Source organism: Streptomyces sp. ISL-94, assembly GCF_018614075.1.
Classification (GTDB): domain Bacteria; phylum Actinomycetota; class Actinomycetes; order Streptomycetales; family Streptomycetaceae; genus Streptomyces.
Genome location: NZ_JAGGOZ010000060.1, coordinates 41,774 through 59,147 on the forward strand (window position 1 = coordinate 41,774; position 17,374 = coordinate 59,147).

Annotated in this window: 15 protein-coding genes; 6 read left to right on the top strand and 9 right to left on the bottom strand. The window is 71.9% G+C overall.

What is annotated here, in order from left to right:
* Positions 1-204: 204 nt before the first annotated feature.
* Positions 205-606, bottom strand: a complete 402-nt coding sequence (locus tag J7E94_RS19250) for a cobalamin B12-binding domain-containing protein (protein ID WP_215017001.1) — start codon at positions 604-606, stop codon at positions 205-207.
* Between the two features lie 174 nt (positions 607-780).
* On the opposite strand from J7E94_RS19250, the gene J7E94_RS19255 reads away from it, so the two are divergent.
* Complete coding sequence (locus tag J7E94_RS19255) at positions 781-1,596, top strand: triacylglycerol lipase (protein WP_215017003.1); 816 nt, start codon at positions 781-783, stop codon at positions 1,594-1,596.
* A gap of 78 nt (positions 1,597-1,674) precedes the next feature.
* Positions 1,675-3,330, top strand: a complete 1,656-nt coding sequence (locus J7E94_RS19260) for a M23 family metallopeptidase (protein WP_215017005.1) — start codon at positions 1,675-1,677, stop codon at positions 3,328-3,330.
* Positions 3,331-3,333: 3 nt separating this feature from the next.
* Here J7E94_RS19260 and pcrA read toward each other — a convergent pair whose 3' ends face one another.
* Positions 3,334-5,910 carry a DNA helicase PcrA gene (pcrA, locus tag J7E94_RS19265; protein WP_215017007.1) on the bottom strand — a complete coding sequence of 859 codons (2,577 nt, stop codon included), beginning with the start codon at positions 5,908-5,910 and terminating at the stop codon, positions 3,334-3,336.
* 283 nt (positions 5,911-6,193) lie between these two features.
* Here pcrA and J7E94_RS19270 point away from each other — a divergent pair, with 283 nt between their 5' ends.
* Both J7E94_RS19270 and J7E94_RS19275 read left to right on the top strand, forming a co-directional pair.
* On the top strand, positions 6,194-6,547 hold the full coding sequence (locus tag J7E94_RS19270) for a hypothetical protein (RefSeq protein ID WP_215017009.1): 354 nt from the start codon (positions 6,194-6,196) through the stop codon (positions 6,545-6,547).
* 127 nt (positions 6,548-6,674) lie between these two features.
* Positions 6,675-7,754, top strand: a complete 1,080-nt coding sequence (locus J7E94_RS19275) for a C40 family peptidase (protein WP_215017011.1) — start codon at positions 6,675-6,677, stop codon at positions 7,752-7,754.
* A 130-nt stretch (positions 7,755-7,884) separates the two neighbouring features.
* Here J7E94_RS19275 and J7E94_RS19280 read toward each other — a convergent pair whose 3' ends face one another.
* The 3 genes from J7E94_RS19280 to J7E94_RS19290 form a co-directional block, all read right to left on the bottom strand.
* On the bottom strand, positions 7,885-8,997 hold the full coding sequence (locus tag J7E94_RS19280; protein WP_215017013.1) for an esterase family protein: 1,113 nt from the start codon (positions 8,995-8,997) through the stop codon (positions 7,885-7,887).
* A 90-nt stretch (positions 8,998-9,087) separates the two neighbouring features.
* Positions 9,088-9,777, bottom strand: a complete 690-nt coding sequence (locus J7E94_RS19285; protein ID WP_215017015.1) for a response regulator transcription factor — start codon at positions 9,775-9,777, stop codon at positions 9,088-9,090.
* Complete coding sequence (locus J7E94_RS19290; protein WP_215017017.1) at positions 9,774-11,072, bottom strand: ATP-binding protein; 1,299 nt, start codon at positions 11,070-11,072, stop codon at positions 9,774-9,776. The genes J7E94_RS19285 and J7E94_RS19290 overlap by 4 nt, the downstream gene beginning before the upstream one ends.
* Positions 11,073-11,203: 131 nt before the next feature.
* Between J7E94_RS19290 and J7E94_RS19295 the strand changes: the two genes are divergently transcribed.
* Together J7E94_RS19295 and J7E94_RS19300 are read left to right on the top strand one after the other, a co-directional pair.
* Positions 11,204-12,508 carry a PspC domain-containing protein gene (locus J7E94_RS19295; protein ID WP_215017019.1) on the top strand — a complete coding sequence of 435 codons (1,305 nt, stop codon included), beginning with the start codon at positions 11,204-11,206 and terminating at the stop codon, positions 12,506-12,508.
* The gene (locus J7E94_RS19300) at positions 12,495-12,719 is read left to right on the top strand and encodes a hypothetical protein (protein WP_215017021.1); all 225 of its coding nucleotides are present in this window, start codon (positions 12,495-12,497) and stop codon (positions 12,717-12,719) included. The genes J7E94_RS19295 and J7E94_RS19300 overlap by 14 nt, the downstream gene beginning before the upstream one ends.
* Here J7E94_RS19300 and J7E94_RS19305 read toward each other — a convergent pair.
* The 4 genes from J7E94_RS19305 to guaA form a co-directional block, all read right to left on the bottom strand.
* On the bottom strand, positions 12,665-13,177 hold the full coding sequence (locus J7E94_RS19305; RefSeq protein WP_215017024.1) for a DoxX family protein: 513 nt from the start codon (positions 13,175-13,177) through the stop codon (positions 12,665-12,667). The genes J7E94_RS19300 and J7E94_RS19305 overlap by 55 nt on opposite strands.
* Before the next feature lie 18 nt (positions 13,178-13,195).
* Positions 13,196-14,452, bottom strand: a complete 1,257-nt coding sequence (locus J7E94_RS19310; RefSeq protein WP_215017026.1) for a hypothetical protein — start codon at positions 14,450-14,452, stop codon at positions 13,196-13,198.
* A 102-nt stretch (positions 14,453-14,554) separates the two neighbouring features.
* Positions 14,555-15,334, bottom strand: coding sequence for a class II aldolase/adducin family protein (locus J7E94_RS19315; protein WP_215017028.1), 780 nt, complete (start codon positions 15,332-15,334; stop codon positions 14,555-14,557).
* Between the two features lie 115 nt (positions 15,335-15,449).
* Entirely contained in the window at positions 15,450-17,048 is a 1,599-nt protein-coding gene (guaA, locus tag J7E94_RS19320) for a glutamine-hydrolyzing GMP synthase (protein WP_215017030.1), read from the bottom strand.
* Positions 17,049-17,374 lie beyond the last annotated feature (326 nt).

Consider the following 17,374-nt stretch of genomic DNA (forward strand, 5'->3'; position numbering starts at 1 on the left):
TCACCCCCTCAAGGCCCCTGGGGCTCCGCCCCAGACCCCGCGCCTCAAACGCCGGCGGGGCTGATGGGGTTCCGCCCGGCCGCCAGGTGCACCTCAAAGATCGGGGCTCCGCCACGCACCCCGCGCCGCGGTGGCGGCCGGTAGCTGCCCGGCGGCAGGGGCGCGGGGAGTGGCCGCGAGGTGGGGTGGCCGGGCCGCCGGGGGCTACTGGCGGACGTGCGTGCGGACCCAGTCCACGATCGACGTCGTCGTCGCGCCCGGAGTGAAGATCTCGGCCACGCCCTTCGCCTTCAGGGGGGCGATGTCGTCCTCCGGGATGATGCCGCCGCCGAAGACCTGGATGTCCTCCGCGTCGCGCTCCTTCAGGAGCTCCAGCACGCGCACGAACAGCGTGTTGTGGGCACCGGAGAGGATCGAGAGGCCGATCGCGTCGGCGTCCTCCTGGATCGCGGTGTCCACGATCTGCTCGGGGGTCTGGTGGAGGCCGGTGTAGATGACCTCCATGCCCGCGTCCCGCAGGGCCCGCGCGATCACCTTGGCGCCGCGGTCGTGGCCGTCGAGACCCGGCTTGGCCACCACCACACGGATCGGACCGGTCACACCCATCGCACTGCCTCCCGAGTGAACGAACGTTAAGTACAGCATCGCGCACGCCACCGTTTCACGGTCAAGCAGGAGGGGGAAATCACACGTGGGACGGCATTGCGCCCACCGTGCCGACAGCCGCACGGCACGGTGGCGCTACCGGCCGCATCCCCAAAGGCTCAGGGGAGGCCGTCGATGGGGCTGTCCATACGCTTGTCCGGCGCCGCGCTGCGGGCCGGGGCGCTCGAGGTGGTCGTGCTCGGCGGGCATCTCCTCCTCTATCCCACCGGGGTGTGCCAGGAGAAGGTGAGCCAGGGGATGGTGAGCCGGGGGAAGGCGGCCCAGGGGACGGTCGCCGACGCGCTTGCCGCCGTGCGGCCGCCCGTGCTGCTGCTTCACGGGTTCTCCGACAACCGCTCCGTCTTCGTCCTCCTGCGCCGCGCCCTCGGGGCAGACGGCCTCCGGCACGTGGAGGCGTACAACTACTCGCCCTTCGCCCGCGACCTGCGCGACACCGCCCGCCACCTCGCCCGGCGTGTCGAGGAGCTGTGCGCGCGCACCGGGCAGGAGCGGGTGGACCTGGTGGGGCACAGCCTGGGCGGGCTGGTCGGCCGGTACTACGTCCAGCGCCTCAGCGGCGACGCCCGCGTCCGGACGCTCGTCACACTCGGCACCCCGCATTCCGGCACGCTGGTCGCCCCCTTCATGGACGCGCACCCGCTGGTGCGGCAGATGCGGCCCGACTCCGAGGTGCTGGCCGAGCTGGCCGCGCCCGCGCCCGGCTGCGCGACGCGGTGTGTGGCGTTCTGGAGCGAGTTCGATGTCGTGATGGCCCCGGTCGGCACGGCCCGGATCGAGCATCCGGATCTACGTGTGGAGAACGTGCAGGTCACCGGCATCGGGCACCTCGCCCTGCCCGCCCACCCCACCGTGATCGCAGCGGTCCGGCGCACGCTCGACGGGCCCGGCCCGGCCGCCGTGGAGCGCGCGGGGGCCTCGTCCGTCGCATAGACGCCGAACCCCCGGAAGTCGAACGAATTTCGAACTCAAGGCCAAGGGTGCGTCTTTCGGCGACCGAAAGGCGGCCGAATGCCCGGTTCCCGCAATCTGGAAACCCGTCGAAGATTGTCGTTGTGTGTAACCGCCGGGTACAGTCACGCCACTGCTCTCCTCCGGGGAACCTCTGATTCCCCGGCCACCCAGGCCATCACTGCCGAGGCGAAAGAGAAGTTGGTGAACGACCGCCCCTCGCCGGGCCAGTATCCGGATCCCGGGTATGACGGCCTTGCCACCACCACTTTCGCTGGTGACTCGACCTACGTTTCCTATGAAACGCAGGGCCAGGGGGTCAACTACGCGGCATACGGCCCCTATGAGACCGGCGCGTACGACACCACCGCGTGGACCTCGCAGGAGGCCCACCTCTCCACGATCCCGGCCCAGTCCAACGGCTGGAACACCCCGGAAGCGGACTACTCCGGTTACGGGCAGTACCAGCAGCCCGCCTTCGGCTACGACACGGCCGCCGAGCAGACCGGGCACTGGGCGGTGCCGGGCTACGAGCCCCTCATGGGCAGCGAGACCGGCGCGTACGACGCCACCGCCTGGAACACCGCGGCCCCCGCGGCCCCCGTGGCCCCCGACGTCACCGAAACCCCGCTGCAGCAGCCCGAGGCCGACTACACGTACGACTACGCGTACGGATACCAGCCCGTGGCCGAGGAGCAGCTGCAGCAGCCGCAGCAGGAGTACGCGTACGAGGCCTACGCCTACGAGGCCCCTGCCGCGGAGCCTGACGCGTACGTCGAGACCGCCGTCTTCGAAGAGCGCGAAGAGGCCGAGGCGTTCGAGGAGTTCGAAGAGCTCGTCGACGGCGACACGCCCGGCGTGCACGACCTCCCCACCCAGGCGATGCCCGTGACCCCCGCTCCGCGCTCCACCCGACGGACCGCCCCCAAGGGCAACGCCAAGGGCAATGCGAAGAGCAGCTCCAAGGCGGGCAACAGCCGTCGCCGCACCCCGGCGAAGCGTTCCGCCCTGCTGACCGTGGCCGTGCCCTCCGCCTGCGTGATGGGCGTCGCGGGTGTCGCCGCCGCCTCCGTCGGCGGACTCACCGGCACGGAGAAGCCCGCCGAGGACACCACCACGATGGCCGCGCCCGACCCGGCCTCGGTGAAGCCGGTCGCCGCGAACACCAAGCTCGACACCCAACTGGCCGCGCTCAGCGCGGACGCGGGCGACTTCGCGGACCGCGCGAGCCGTACGCAGGAGCGCATCGACCTGCGCCAGCGCCAGGACGAGGAAAAGAAGAAGAAGGCGGAGGAGGAGGCGGCGAAGGAGGCCGCCCGCCCCAAGTTCGCGATCCCCGTGCAGCAGCACGGCCTCAGCGCCAGCTTCGGGCAGGCCGGCGGCATGTGGATGTCCGTGCACACCGGTATCGACTTCCCGGTCGGCTACGGCACCCCGGTCATGGCCGCCACCGACGGCACCGTGCGCACCCAGTGGAACAGCGCCTACGGCAACATGGCGATAGTGACCGCGCCCGACGGCACCGAGACCTGGTACTGCCACCTCAGCAGCACCAAGATCCGGTCCGGCAAGGTCAAGGCCGGCGACGTCATCGCGTACTCCGGCAACTCGGGCAACTCCACCGGCCCGCACCTCCACTTCGAGGTACGGCCCGGCGGCGGTTCCGCGATCGACCCGCTGGCGTGGCTGCGCAGCCACGGCCTGGATCCCCGGTAGCAGCTACAGCTTCTGGACCGGCGCGTAGCGCAGCAGCAGGCGCTTCGGCTTGTCGTCCCCGAAGTCGATGGTGGCCTGCGCATCGGCGCCCGCGCCCTTGACCTCCATGACGGTGCCGAGCCCGAACTGGTCGTGCGTGACCCGGTCCCCGACCGCCAGGGCGATCACCGGCTTGTCGGCGGCCCGGCGCGTCGCGAACCCGGACGGGCCCGACTTCGTACGCGACGAGGACAGGAACGCCTCCGGCGAGGTGCCGAACGAGGCCCTTCCGCCGCCCGAGCCCGAGCCCGACGACCCGTAGCCCGACGACCCGTAGCCGGAGCCGGAGCTCCGCATCGGACCGGCCGGCTTCTGGGCCGCGCCCGTGCGCTTCCACTGGAGGTACTCGTCCGGGATCTCCTCCAGGAACCGCGACGGCGGGTTGTACGAGGGCGTACCCCAGGCGCTGCGCATCGAGGAGCGGGTCAGGTACAGCCGCTCGCGCGCCCGCGTGATGCCGACGTACGCGAGGCGGCGCTCCTCCTCGAGCTCCTTGGTCTGGCCCAGCGCCCGCATGTGCGGGAAGACCCCGTCCTCCATGCCGGTCAGGAAGACCACCGGGAACTCCAAGCCCTTGGCCGTGTGCAGGGTCATCAGCGTGATGACGCCCGTGCCCTCGGTGTCCTCGTCCGGGATCTGGTCGGAGTCGGCGACGAGCGCGACCTGCTCGAGGAACTCGGCCAGGGTGCCGGAGCCGGGAGCCGGGGCGCCGGTCTCGGCCGCCTCGGCGGCAGCCGCCTCCCGGGCCTGCTCGAACTCCAGCGCCACGGCCGCGAGTTCCTGAAGGTTCTCGATGCGCGTCTCGTCCTGCGGATCGGTCGACGCCTGGAGCTCGGCGAGGTAGCCGGTGCGTTCCAGCACCGCTTCCAGGACCACCGCCGGGCCGGCGCCCGAGTCGACGATCGTGCGGAGCTCCTCCATCAGCACGTTGAACCGCTTCACCGCGTTCGTCGAGCGCGCGGCCATGCCGAAGGCCTCGTCCACACGCCGCAGCGCCTGCGGGAAGGTGATCTTCTCGCGCATCGCGAGGGCATCGATCATCGCCTCGGCGCGCTCGCCGATGCCGCGCTTGGGCGTGTTCAGGATCCGGCGCAGCGGGACGTTGTCCTCGGGGTTGGCGAGGACGCGCAGGTACGCGAGGACGTCGCGGACCTCCTTGCGCTCGTAGAAGCGGACACCGCCGACGACCTTGTAGGGCAGTCCGACGCGGATGAAGATCTCCTCGAACACACGCGACTGGGCGTTGGTCCGGTAGAAGATCGCGACGTCGCCCGCCTTGGCGGTGCCCGCGTCCGTCAGCCGGTCGATCTCGTCGGCGACGAACTGCGCCTCGTCGTGCTCGGTGTCCGCGACGTAGCCGGTGATGACGGCGCCGGTGCCGGCCTCGGTCCACAGGTTCTTGGCGCGGCGGTTCTCGTTGCGCTCGATGACCGCGTTGGCGGCGGACAGGATCGTCTGGGTGGAGCGGTAGTTCTGCTCCAGCAGGATCGTCGTCGCGTCCTTGTAGTCCTCCTCGAACTGGAGGATGTTGCGGATGGTCGCGCCGCGGAAGGCGTAGATCGACTGGTCGGCGTCACCCACCACGCACAGCTCGGCCGGCGGCAGGTCCGGGTAGCCGGTGCCGACCAGCTCGCGCACGAGCGTGTACTGGGCGTGGTTGGTGTCCTGGTACTCGTCGACCAGGACGTGCCGGAAGCGGCGCCGGTAGTGCTCGGCGACGTCCGGGAACGCCTGGAGCAGGTGCACCGTGGTCATGATGATGTCGTCGAAGTCGAGCGCGTTGGCCTCGCGCAGCCGCCCCTGGTACATGGCGTACGCCTGGGCGAGGGTCTTCTCGAATCCTCCCCCAGACTCCGTCCGGGAGGTGCCCCCAGCTGCCTGGTCGGCGAAGGCTTCCTCGTCGATCAGCTCGTTCTTGAGGTTCGAGATCTTGGCGTTGAAGGCCTTGGGCGGGAACTTCTTCGGGTCCAGGTCCAGGTCGCGGCAGACGAGCGCCATCAGGCGCTTCGAGTCGGCCGCGTCGTAGATCGAGAACGAGGAGGTGAAACCGAGCCTCTTGGACTCGCGGCGCAGGATGCGGACGCACGCGCTGTGGAAGGTGGAGACCCACATGGCGTTGGCGCGCGGGCCGACCAGGGCCTCGACGCGCTCCTTCATCTCGCCGGCGGCCTTGTTGGTGAAGGTGATCGCCAGGATCTGGCCGGGGTGGACGTTCCGCGCGGACAGCAGGTGTCCGATGCGGTGGGTCAGCACCCGGGTCTTGCCGGAGCCGGCGCCGGCCACGATGAGCAGCGGCGAGCCCGCGTGGACCACGGCCGCGCGCTGCTGCTCGTTCAGCCCGTCGAGGAGCGTCGCCGGGTCGATGACGGGCCGCGGGGCGCCGTCCCGGTAGTACGCGTCCCGGAACATGGGCACGTCGAACCGGCCGCCGAAGAGATCGTCCGCGCCCGGCTCCGGGGCGGCGTGATCCTCGGGCGGCGGGGGGACCTCGTCGGAGGGGGTGAGGTCCGCCAGGAAACTGTCGTCAAAGAGGCTGCTCATCGCATTCCGAGTCTAGGGGGCGGGACCGACAGCCGGTTCCGCCCCCGGAAAATCGGCCCAGACCGGCGCCCGGGCGCACGGCGGTCGACCGGTCAAAGCCTGCGCGAGGCCCGCGCGGGCCCTGCGCGAGGTCTTCGCGGGGCCTGCGCGAGGTCTTCGCGGGGCCTGCGCGAGGTCTTCGCGGGGCCTGCCCGGAGCCCTGCGCAGGCCTGCGGGGGGACGTCCCCCCGGCCCGGCACACCTGCCCGGAATCCGCGGGTGGCCGCCCCGTACGCTCGACGCCATGACTGTCCTCATCAACGCCTTCGTCGGCCTCCACATCATCGGTATCGCCTCGCTCCTCGGCGGCTTCCTGACCCAGATGAAGGCGATGAGCGCGGGCACCGCGCGCTTCGTGCCCGCCATGCTGCACGGCGCGCTCACCATGCTGGTCACCGGCGTGCTCCTCGTCGGCTTCCGCGAGATGGACGGCTCCGCCCTCAACCACATCAAGATCGGCGTGAAGCTCGCGATCCTCTTCGTGGCCCTCGCCCTCGTCTACGTCAAGCGCGACGAGGAGCGGGTGGAGAAAGCCCTGTTCGGCGCGGTCGGCGGACTGACCGTGATCAATATCTTCATCGCCGTCCTCTGGCACTGATCCGCATCGGTCCCGGTCGGCCATCTGCGGTCGCATCAGACCACTTACGATCATCCCGTCATCGGCCCGTTATCTCCGCTCTAGCGTCCTCCTCCAAGCACCGAGAGAGGAAGGACGTGAGGCCCTCGTGGCCAGTCATCGAAAGCCCAGGCAGCGCCCGCTCGCAGGCGGCCCCGTACGGACCGCCGCCACCACCCTCGCCCTCGCGGGCGCTGCCACCGCGACCGCCTTCGAAGGCACCTCCCAGGCCGACCCCCGCATGACTCCCTCACAGGTCGTGTCCGAGGTGGACCGGCTCTACGAGGAGGCCGAGGCCGCGACCGAGCGGTACAACGGGGCGAAGGAGAAGGCCGAGGAGGCCGAGCGCGCGCTGACGGGCCTGCGCGACGAGACCGCCCGCAAGACCGACCAGCTCAACACCGCCCGCGGCGCGCTCGGCTCGCTGGCCGCCACCCAGTACCGCAGCGGGGGGAGCCTCGGCACCGCGGTCACGCTCGCGACCGCCGCCGATCCGCAGGAGTACCTCTCCCACGCCTCCTTCATCACCCGCGCGGGGGACCGCAACGCCGCCGGGATCAGCACCGTGCGCCGCCGGCTCGACGAGGTCGGGAAGCTGCGGGAGCAGGCCGCCGGACGGCTCGCCGACCTGCGCGCGCGGCGCGACGAGCTGGCCGAGCGCAAGGCCGAGGTCGAGGGCAAGCTCAACACCGCGAAGCGGCTGCTGGCCCGGCTCACCGCCGAGGAGCGTGCCGCGTACGAGGCCCGCTCGGCCGGAGCCGGAGCCGGAGCCGGAGCCGGAGCGGGAGCCGCCGCCCCCACCGGCACCCCGCAGTCCGCTCCCCCGCCGCCCGCCGACAGCTCACGCGCGGCCCGCGCCGTGGCCTTCGCGCACGGGGCGATCGGGAAGCCGTACGTCTGGGGCGCCACGGGCCCGGGATCCTTCGACTGCTCCGGCCTGACCCAGGCGGCCTGGCGCGCGGCCGGGATCTCACTCCCCCGCACCACCTACACCCAGATCAACGCCGGCCGCCGCGTCTCCCGCGATCAGCTGGCCCCCGGCGACCTGGTGTTCTTCTACTCCGGGATCACCCACGTCGGGCTCTACATCGGCAACGGCCAGATGATCCACGCCCCGCGTCCGGGCTCGACGGTCCGGGTGGCCCCGGTGGACTCGATGCCCTGGGCCGGCGCCGCCCGCCCGGCGTAGCGGGCGTAACCGTAACGGCGACGCGGCACGCCGCGAGCGGGCCGGCGAACGAGCCATACCCAGAGCCCCTGGGCTCCGCCGATCACGAATGAGCGGTCCGAACCCACCAAGAAGGTAAGACAGGCAACGCCTACGGCGCCTTGACCGTCTTGCTCAGCCAGTCGAAGGTCTGCGGCAGCTGCTTCGACCACGAGTCGAGGTTGTGGCCGCCGGTCACCTTCTCCGCGTGCACCACGGTCGGGCTCTGCGCGATCGCCTTGAGGTCCATGCCGGACAGGTAGCCGTCCTGCTCCGCTCCCGACATCCACAGCGAGACCGCCGGCGGCACGGGCGCGGCCTTCAGCACGTGCTTCAGGTTGTGGGTGCGGCGCAGCTCCGGATCCTGCGCGATCAGCGACGAGGGCTCCTGGCCGGGGTCGTTGTAGCCGGACAGGGAGACGGCCGCGCTGTAGCGGTCGGGGTGGGCGATCGCCAGCTTGGCGGCGCAGTACGCGCCGGCCGAGTACCCGGCGACGCCCCAGGTGCGGGCCTCGTCCGAGACCCGGAAGTTGTCGGTGACCATCTTGCGGACGTCGACGCTGAACCAGCTGTCCGCGTTGACCTTGCCGGGGATGTTGGCGCAGCCGGTGTCGGCGCTGCCCAGCAGCATGGCGCGCGGCGAGACCAGGATGAACGGCTTCACCTTGCCGCTCTTCATCAGCGGCTCCAGCACCTCGTGCGCCTTGAGCCCCTGGAACCAGGACTTGCCCGTTCCGGGTATGCCCGGGATCAGCTCGACCACCGGGAACTTCTTGTCCTTGAAGGCCGGGTCGTCGTACTGCGGCGGCAGCCACACCATGACGTCGCCCTTGACCCCGGAGATCTTTCCGTCCAGCTCGGTCTTGCGGACCCGGCCGCCGAGCCCTTCGACCGGCTGGAACGCCTGCTTCACCTTCGGCTCGGCCTTGACCTCCGAGGCCTTCTTCCCGCCGAGCCCGTCCGGGCCGAGGTCGGGAGCGGCGGTGACGTAGGTGCCGGTGCCGAACAGGTCACCCCAGGACGCGTAGAAGTTCATGTCCCGGTTGACCGCCACGAACACCAGCGCGATGGCGGTGACCTGCGCGAAGACCACCATGAGGCCGCGGGTCGCGACGCGCACGGCGGCGGGGCCGCGCACCTTGCCCCACACGGCAAGCGGCAGGACGACGGCGATCGCGGCCAGCGCGGCCACCGTCGCGAAGAGGGGGGTCCCCGTCAGGCTCATCACGTCACCCAAGAGGGCGGCGCGACGCCGTCCGGTTGCCCCTCCCCCCTGCGTCGTGGATCACACCCGGCCTGCCGGAACGCCGGACGGTCACACCAGACGGCGCGCCGTGGCCCAGCGGGTCAGCTCGTGGCGGTTGGAGAGCTGGAGCTTCCTGAGGACCGCCGAGACGTGCGACTCGACCGTCTTCACCGAGATGAAGAGCTGCTTGGCGATCTCCTTGTACGCGTACCCGCGCGCGATCAGCCGCAACACCTCGCGCTCGCGCTGCGTGAGGCGGTCGAGGTCCTCGTCGACCGGCGGCGCGTCCGTTGAGGCGAAGGCGTCGAGCACGAAGCCCGCCAGCCGCGGCGAGAACACCGCGTCCCCGTCCTGCACCCGGAACACCGAGTTCACCAGGTCGGTGCCGGTGATGGTCTTGGTGACGTAGCCGCGCGCGCCGCCCCGGATGACGCCGATGACGTCCTCGGCCGCGTCCGACACCGACAGGGCCAGGAACCGTACGGGGTTCTCGGCCGCCGCCATCAGCGGGGCGCAGCGGCGCAGCACCTCGACCCCGCCGCCGCCGGGCAGGTGCACGTCGAGCAGGACCACCTCGGGCCGGGTGGCGGTGATGACGGTGACGGCCTGGTCCACGTCGGCGGCCTCGCCCACGACCTCGACGCCGGTCCGTTCCGTGTCGCCGATCTCGGCCTGTACGCCCGTCCTGAACATCCGGTGGTCATCGACGAGGACCACCCGGACCCTCCTGGTCTCCGTTACAGCGTTGTCCTCGGTCATGCCGCGTTCGCCGCCCTCTCCATCTCCAGTTCGACTACCGTGCCGCCGTCGGGCGCGGGCCGCAGCATCGCGGTCCCGCCGTTGCGCTGCATCCGGCCGATGATCGATTCCCGTACGCCCATGCGGTCGTCCGGTGCCGCGTCGATGTCGAAGCCCGGTCCCCGGTCCCGTACGGACACGAACACCGTCTGCCCTTCCACCTCCGCGTACACCTGCACGGGGCCGCCGTCGCCACCGTACTTGGCGGCGTTGACCATCGCCTCGCGCGCGGCCTGGACCTGGGCCGCCAGCCGCTCGTCGAGCGGGCAGTCGCCGACGAGAACGACCTCGATGGGGACGCCGTGGTGGTCCTCCACCTCGGCGGCGGTCTTCTTGACGGCCTCCGCGAGGGTGGCCGGCTCCTCGGCCTCGTCCTTGCCGGTGCCCTCGGGCCTGTACAGCCAGTTCCGCAGCTCCCGCTCCTGCGCCCGCGCGAGCCGGCGCACCTCTCCGACGTCCTCCGCGTTGCGCTGGATCAGGGTGAGGGTGTGCAGCACGGAGTCGTGCACGTGGGCGGCGACCTCGGCGCGCTCCTGGGCGCGGATGCGCATCAGGCGCTCCTCGGAGAGGTCCTGGGTCATGCGGATCAGCCAGGGTCCGGCGAGCAGTGCGACGCCGACGAGGACGGCGAGGGTGGCGGTCAGGACGTTGCCGAGCTGGGCGGCGGAGCCCCGTACGACGATGAAGACGGTGAGGCCGACGCAGACGAGGGCGACGCCCGCGAGGGCCCGGCCGACCTGGAGGAGGCGCCCGTGCCGTCCGACGGCCTCGTTCCAGTGGGCGCGGCGCGCGTTGTCGGCCTGCCGCCATACGAGGACCACACCGGCCCCGACCAGCAGCGTGGGCCACACGTACCGGCCCGAGGCGCCGCCGACCTGGACCTTGGCGATGAAGATCCCGGCGCCGATGAACAACGCGATCAGCGCGGTGATCTGCCCCCGGTCGGGTTTGCGCAGGCGGCGGCTGCCGTCGGCGAGGGACTCGAAGAAGGAGCGGTGCCCGGTGCGGCCGCCGACGCCCAGCGGTACGAAGACCCAGAACGCGGCGTAGAGCAGGATGCCGAGGCCGTCCCCCCACATGAACAGCATGAGGAAGGCGAGCCGGACCCAGACCACGGGCAGCCCGAGGTGCCCGGCGAGACCGCGCGCGACACCGCCGAGCATCCGGCCGTCGGCGCTGCGGTAGAGCTTGCGCTGCGGCGCTTCTTCGGGATCCGGCGCGAGAGGGGTGCGGGGGGCGGCTGCGGACGACGGCATGCCACTGATGGTCACACGGGCGGGAGCAGCCGGGCATCAGGGCATCCCCCCAGTTCTGTCGGGGGGATATCAGGGTTGCGCCAGGGTCGGGCCCGGTGCCGCGGGCCCCGGCGGCCCGTCACCATGGACCCATGACCGAAGTACACGACGCCCCGCCGGCGGACCCGGGGGCCCCGTCCCCGCCGGACGCCCGCCCTCCCCTGCGCCGCAGCAAGCGCGACAAGCTCCTCGCGGGCGTGTGCGGGGGCCTGGGCCGGTACTTCGATCTGGACCCGGTGGTCTTCCGGATCGTCCTCGGCGTCCTCGCGGTCACCGGCGGCGTCGGCTTGATCTTCTACGGCTTCGCGTGGCTGCTGCTCCCCGTGGAGGGGGAGGACGACAGCGAGGCGAAGAAGATGCTGACCGGCCGTGTCGAGGGCGCCACCCTCGCGGCGGTGTTCGCCGCCCTGGTGGGCTGCGCGCTGTTCCTGTCGATGCTGGACAACGGCGGCCTCGCGGTCTTCTCGGTCCTGGTCATCCTGGCGCTGGGCGGGGCCTCGTACTGGTCGCAGCGGCGGCGGCACACCCACTCGCCCGAGGCGCAGACCCCGGCCGCGCACTCCCCCGCCCCGCCGGAGACGAAGGCTCCGCCGGCCCCCGGCGGCCCGTCCTGGTGGCGGGACCCGCTGGTCAAGGACGGCACCACCGGCCCGGTCGGCGCCACGGGCTACCTGTGGGGCCCGGACGACGGGCCCCTCGACGACGCCGAGGCGGTACCGGCTCCGGCCCCGGCCGTGCGCAGGCCCGCCGCCCCGGCCCGCCCGCGCGGCGGCATCGGCGGCCGGGTCTTCGTCCTGGCCCTGCTCGCCGGGATCGGCGCGACCGGCGCGACCTGGCAGGGCCACCCGATGGGCACGGCCCTGCAGACCGGTCTGGCCGCCACGCTGGCCGTCTTCGGACTGGGCCTCGTGGTCAGCTCCCTGCTGGGGCGCACCGGATTCGGCACGATCCTGCTGTCCCTGCTCACGGCGGGCCTGCTCGCCGGGGCGGCCGTCATGCCCCGCGAGATCGGCACCGACTGGCGGGAGGTCGCCTGGCGTCCGGCCGCGGTGGCCGACGTACGGCCCGTCTACGAGGCGGGCACCGGGCTCGCCACCCTGGACCTGAGCGGCCTCGACGTGCCGAAGGGGACCACCGTCCCCGTCCGCGCCTCCATCGACGCGGGCCGGCTCAAGGTGATCCTGCCCCGGGAGGTCACCGCCGAGGCCGACCTCACCATCCGCCGGCTGGGCGACGTACAGCTGCCCGGGGACCGGTCGGACCGGATCGAGCACCTCGGCGGGCAAAACCAGCGGGCGACGCTGTCGCCGGCCGCCGGCACCGAGGCCGGCGGAACGATCGAGCTGCACCTCAGCGCGGGTGTGGGACAGGTGGAGGTGGCCCGTGCGGCGTCATGAGTTCCAGCCGGGACGGCTGATCGCGGGCCTGGCCCTGCTGACGGCGGGCGTGCTCTACCTGCTCGACAGCACCGGCGCGGCGGACGTGCCCTGGTTCCTCGTCATCCCGATCACGATGGGCGGGCTCTCGCTCGCCGCGCTCGCCGGGATGACCACCTACGCCGTCCGGCGGGACCGGCGCGACCGGATCAGCGAGTCCAGGGACGGGTAGGAGGCCCCGGCGAGGATCAGCGGGGTCCAGGCCACCAGGTAGATCAGGTCGTTGCCGTAGTAGTACGGGGTCACCGCCCACGACACGGTGAGCCACAGGCTGAGCGAGATCAGCGCTCCGCCGACGGCCGCTACTCGGGTCAGCAGACCGGCCAGCACGGCCAGGCCGACCAGGATCTCACCGATCGCCAGGCACACGGCGAAGCCGACCGGGGCCTTGAGCGCCAGGTCCACCAGGGCCGGGACCGCGGAGGTGTCGCGCACCCCGCGCATCAGGTCGCCGATGGAGCCTTCGCCGCCGGCGGAGAGGAAAGCGGAGTCGGTCAGCTTGTCGAGGCCCGCGTACAAGAAGGTCACGCCGAGGAAGATCCTCAGCGGCAGCAGCGCATAGCGGACCGCCTGCTCCTTGATCGGGGAGTCGCTCAGCCGGGGGGCATCAGAAACGTCGGTTCGGGTCACGCGTCATGTGTACCCCCGTCACTCGGCCACGTCGATGCTGCAGCGGTTGGATTCCACTCCTGCGGCGGTCACCACCTGGATCTCGATGCGGCCCGGTTCCACTTCCGCCGGGACCGGCACCGTCAGCACGGTGTCCGAGGGGTTGGTGAACCCGCCCGCCACCGGGACGAGCGGCACGTGCACGTGCACCGCCCCGATCCGCACCACCAGCCGCGCCAGCATCTCCGGCGTCTGCGCCCCGGGCGGCACGAAGCCCACTCCCCGGATCTCGATGTCGTCCCCGGGGCGGACGGCCGCGTCCAGATCCCCGGGCTCCCGTCTGCGCACCACCGACAGCACCAGCGGGCGGGTGCCCTCGGCGTACTTGGCGGCCAGGTAGACAACGGCCGACAGTGCCACCAGCAGCGCCAGCGCCCACGGCAGCTGCGGGAGCCGCTCCGGGAAGCGGGCCAGCGACACCGCCGCGTAGGCCAGCACCACCGTCGAGACCAGCACGTACTGGGCGTCCGGGAAACTCCCGCGCCCCGCGTCGTCCGTGAGCAGGTCCACCCCGCGCGGCCGGTCCGCCGGCAGCTTCTGCAGCCGCTGGCCCATGATCCGTACGGAGACCACCCGGCGCACCAGCACGGCCACCACCGAGGTCAGGGCGACCACCGCCAGCAGCGGCAGCGCCCGGTCCAGGGCGAACCCCGCGTACAGCAGCTGCCGCTCCGGCCCGGGCGCCGAGGCCGCCAGCCGCAGCGCGGGCAGCAGCGCGGCGAACGCCGTCAGCACCACCCAGGCGCTCGGCACGGCCTTCGAGGTGGACAGCCGGTTGTCCTCGCCGACCAGCGGGGCCAGCAGCCCGCCGCGCACCGACTGGGCGCGGGCGGCGACGGTGAGCAGCCCGGCCAGCACCAGGGCCGCCAGCAGCCCGGCGGTGCGGGCCGTGGACCAGCCGGTGCCGAGCGCGGTGCCGACCTGGACGAGCAGCAGCACGCCGGCGGCGATCCACACGGCGAGGACGGCCCGCCGGGAGAACAGGTACAGCCAGGAGTTCCCGGCCTCCCGGCCCCGGTCGGCGACGGAGCGGGCCGACAGGGTCAGTTCGTCGGAGACCCACTGGCGGGACGCCCCCAGCGAGTGGGCCACGGCGGCCGGCACGCCCTGCCCGGAGGCGAACTCGTCGCGCTTCTCCAGGAACGCGGCGACGGCGCGGCGGTGCCCTTCGCGCACACAGTCCTCGCAGGTACAGGCGGCGGTATGGGGACTTCGGGAGATCTCTTGGACAGCCACGCGCGTGCCGCCTCTCTGAACTACGGTGCAATGCCAGCGAATTGTGCACCACTGCGGCAGTGTTCCGGATTGCGCACGATGTCAGAGCAGGTGATTAACCGTTCATGATGTTGACGCCACCGGCGTGTCACCGCTTTGGCGCAGCGGTTGGTAGCTCACCCAGGCGGCCAGATCGGACCCGAACCGCTCGCGGGTCGCGACCGCGCTGCGGTGGTCGATGGGCACCGGCTTCCCGGCCGCCCGCGCGATCAGCTGCACCTGGGCCGCCCGCTCCGCCTCGACGAACCACCAGACCGCGGCGTCCACCGAGTCCCCGACCGTCAGCAGCCCGCGGTTGCGCAGGATCAGCGCCTTGTACGGGCCCAGCGCGCGGGCGATCCGCCCCGGGTCCCCCTCCCCGCCCCCGGTGAACTCGTCCAGGAGCGCGTGGTCCTCGTAGAAGGCGCAGGCCTCCTGGGTGATCGGGGCCAGCAGCTCGCCGAGGCACGCGAGGGCGCGGCCGTACGGGCCCTGCGCGCGGACCACGGCCACCACCTCGGGGCGCGCCCGGTGGACCGCCGCGTGCACGGCGAAGGCGAGCTCGTTGACCCTGCGCTCCCCGCGGACCACCCGCCCGTCCCCGTCGACCAGCAGCAGGTCCCCGGGGCCCAGACCGCCGAAGGCCCGCCCGAAGGGGTTCACCCAGTAGCAGTCCTCGAACCCGGGATCCCGCGCGGTGACCTGGCCTCCCACCCCTTCTCCGTAGCCCAGCCGCCCCAGCAGCCGCAGCGCCTCGGCGAGCCGCGCCTTGAGGTGCTCGCGCGCCGCTTCGACGGTGCCGTGCGCGGGCGGCATCTCGAAGCCGAGCCGCTCCACGGGGACGGGTACGGGCTGATCCGGCATGGGCCCTCCTTCGGTTCGCGGCGCAAGGTACCGGCGCGGCCGTCAAGTGGCCAGAGAAACGGCGAAGCCGCCGCTCCGGGCGGGGAGCGGCGGCTTCGTCGTGTACCGGTGGGGACTACTCCCACTCGATGGTGCCCGGGGGCTTGCTCGTGCAGTCCAGGACCACGCGGTTCACGTCCGGCACCTCGTTGGTGATGCGGGTGGAGATCCGCGCGAGCACCTCGTACGGCATGCGCGTCCAGTCCGCGGTCATCGCGTCCTCGGAGGAGACGGGGCGCAGCACGATCGGGTGGCCGTAGGTGCGGCCGTCGCCCTGGACGCCGACGCTGCGGACGTCCGCGAGCAGGACGACCGGGCACTGCCAGATCTCCCGGTCCAGGCCGGCCGCGGTGAGCTCGTGGCGCGCGATGGCGTCGGCCTCGCGCAGCAGGTCCAGGCGCTCCTTGGTGACCTCGCCGACGATGCGGATGCCGAGGCCGGGGCCGGGGAAGGGCTGGCGCTGGACGATCTCGTCGGGCAGGCCGAGCTCCTGGCCGACCATCCGGACCTCGTCCTTGAACAGCTGGCGCAGCGGCTCGATCAGCTCGAACTCGATGTCCTCGGGGAGGCCGCCCACGTTGTGGTGGGACTTGATGTTGGCGGTGCCGGTGCCGCCGCCGGACTCGACGACGTCCGGGTACAGGGTGCCCTGCACCAGGAAGGCCACGTCCGGGCCGCCCTCGGCCTCGGCGATGATCTCGGCCTGGGCCTGCTCGAAGACGCGGATGAACTCACGGCCGATGATCTTGCGCTTGGTCTCCGGGTCGGAGACCCCGGCCAGCGCGTTCAGGAAGCGCTCCTGGGCGTCGACGACCTTCAGCTGCACGCCGGTGGCGGCCACGAAGTCCTTCTCGACCTGCTCGGTCTCGCCCTTGCGCATCAGGCCGTGGTCGACGTAGACGCAGGTCAGCTGCGAGCCGATGGCCTTCTGGACGAGGGCCGCGGCGACCGCGGAGTCCACGCCGCCGGAGAGGCCGCAGATGGCGCGCTTGTCGCCGACCTGCTCGCGGATGGCCGCGATCTGCTCCTCGACGATGTTGCCGGTGGTCCAGGTGGGGGCCAGGCCGGCGCCGCGGTAGAGGAAGTGCTCCATGATCTGCTGGCCGTGCGTGGAGTGCATGACCTCGGGGTGGTACTGCACGCCGTACAGCTTCTTCGCGTCGTTCTCGAAGGCCGCGACCGGGACGACGTTCGTCGACGCGGTGACGGCGAAGCCCTCGGGGGCGGCCGAGCAGGCGTCGCCGTGGGACATCCACACCGACTGGTGCTCGGGGGTGCCCTCGAAGAGGGTGGAGCCGGCCTTGGAGACGGCGAGCGGGGTGCGGCCGTACTCGCGGGCGCCGGTGTTGTCGACCTGGCCGCCGAGGGTGGTCGCCATCAGCTGGAAGCCGTAGCACATGCCGAAGACGGGTACGCCGGCCTCGAAGAGGGTGCGGGCGTCGTCCAGGCGCGGGGCGCCTTCCTCGTACACGGAGGAGGGACCGCCGGAGAGGATGATCGCCTTGGGGTCCTTGGCCAGCATCTCGGCCACCGGCATCGTGCTGGGGACGATCTCGCTGTAGACCCGTGCCTCGCGGACTCGGCGGGCGATGAGCTGGGCGTACTGGGCGCCGAAGTCGACGACGAGAACCGTGTCCGGGGCGCTGTCGTGGGCGGCGGAGGGTGCTTCTGGCACGGGACGGCCTTCCGGCGGAAGAGGTGGCTGTTTTGTCGATTCTAACGGGGGACCCACACCGGTCTTCGTCTCACCATCCGAACCCGCTTGGCCCGGAGGGGGACGGAAGGTAATAATTCTCTTCATGCGCAAGCAGCTGAGCTTCCTCTTTACCTATGGCACCGGCCGGTCCGGTCGCCATGGGTCATCGTGATGCTCGCTTGAGCCGCTGACTTCCCAGAGCGCCCCGGTCCGACAGGACCGGGGCGCTCTTGCGTTTCCGCTCCTGCCGGCACAGACCGCACCACCCAGCCACTGAGCCACAGGAGAATCTCAATGATCGTGTC

What these genes read in the sequence shown, in the direction of transcription:
- J7E94_RS19250 (WP_215017001.1), bottom strand. Translation starts at nt 606, where the DNA reads ATGGGTGTGACCGGTCCGATCCGTGTGGTGGTGGCCAAGCCGGGTCTC.
- J7E94_RS19255 (WP_215017003.1), top strand. Translation starts at nt 781, where the DNA reads ATGGGGCTGTCCATACGCTTGTCCGGCGCCGCGCTGCGGGCCGGGGCG.
- J7E94_RS19260 (WP_215017005.1), top strand. Translation starts at nt 1,675, where the DNA reads ATGCCCGGTTCCCGCAATCTGGAAACCCGTCGAAGATTGTCGTTGTGT.
- pcrA (WP_215017007.1), bottom strand. Translation starts at nt 5,910, where the DNA reads ATGAGCAGCCTCTTTGACGACAGTTTCCTGGCGGACCTCACCCCCTCC.
- J7E94_RS19270 (WP_215017009.1), top strand. Translation starts at nt 6,194, where the DNA reads ATGACTGTCCTCATCAACGCCTTCGTCGGCCTCCACATCATCGGTATC.
- J7E94_RS19280 (WP_215017013.1), bottom strand. Translation starts at nt 8,997, where the DNA reads ATGAGCCTGACGGGGACCCCCCTCTTCGCGACGGTGGCCGCGCTGGCC.
- J7E94_RS19285 (WP_215017015.1), bottom strand. Translation starts at nt 9,777, where the DNA reads ATGACCGAGGACAACGCTGTAACGGAGACCAGGAGGGTCCGGGTGGTC.
- J7E94_RS19290 (WP_215017017.1), bottom strand. Translation starts at nt 11,072, where the DNA reads ATGCCGTCGTCCGCAGCCGCCCCCCGCACCCCTCTCGCGCCGGATCCC.
- J7E94_RS19295 (WP_215017019.1), top strand. Translation starts at nt 11,204, where the DNA reads ATGACCGAAGTACACGACGCCCCGCCGGCGGACCCGGGGGCCCCGTCC.
- J7E94_RS19315 (WP_215017028.1), bottom strand. Translation starts at nt 15,334, where the DNA reads ATGCCGGATCAGCCCGTACCCGTCCCCGTGGAGCGGCTCGGCTTCGAG.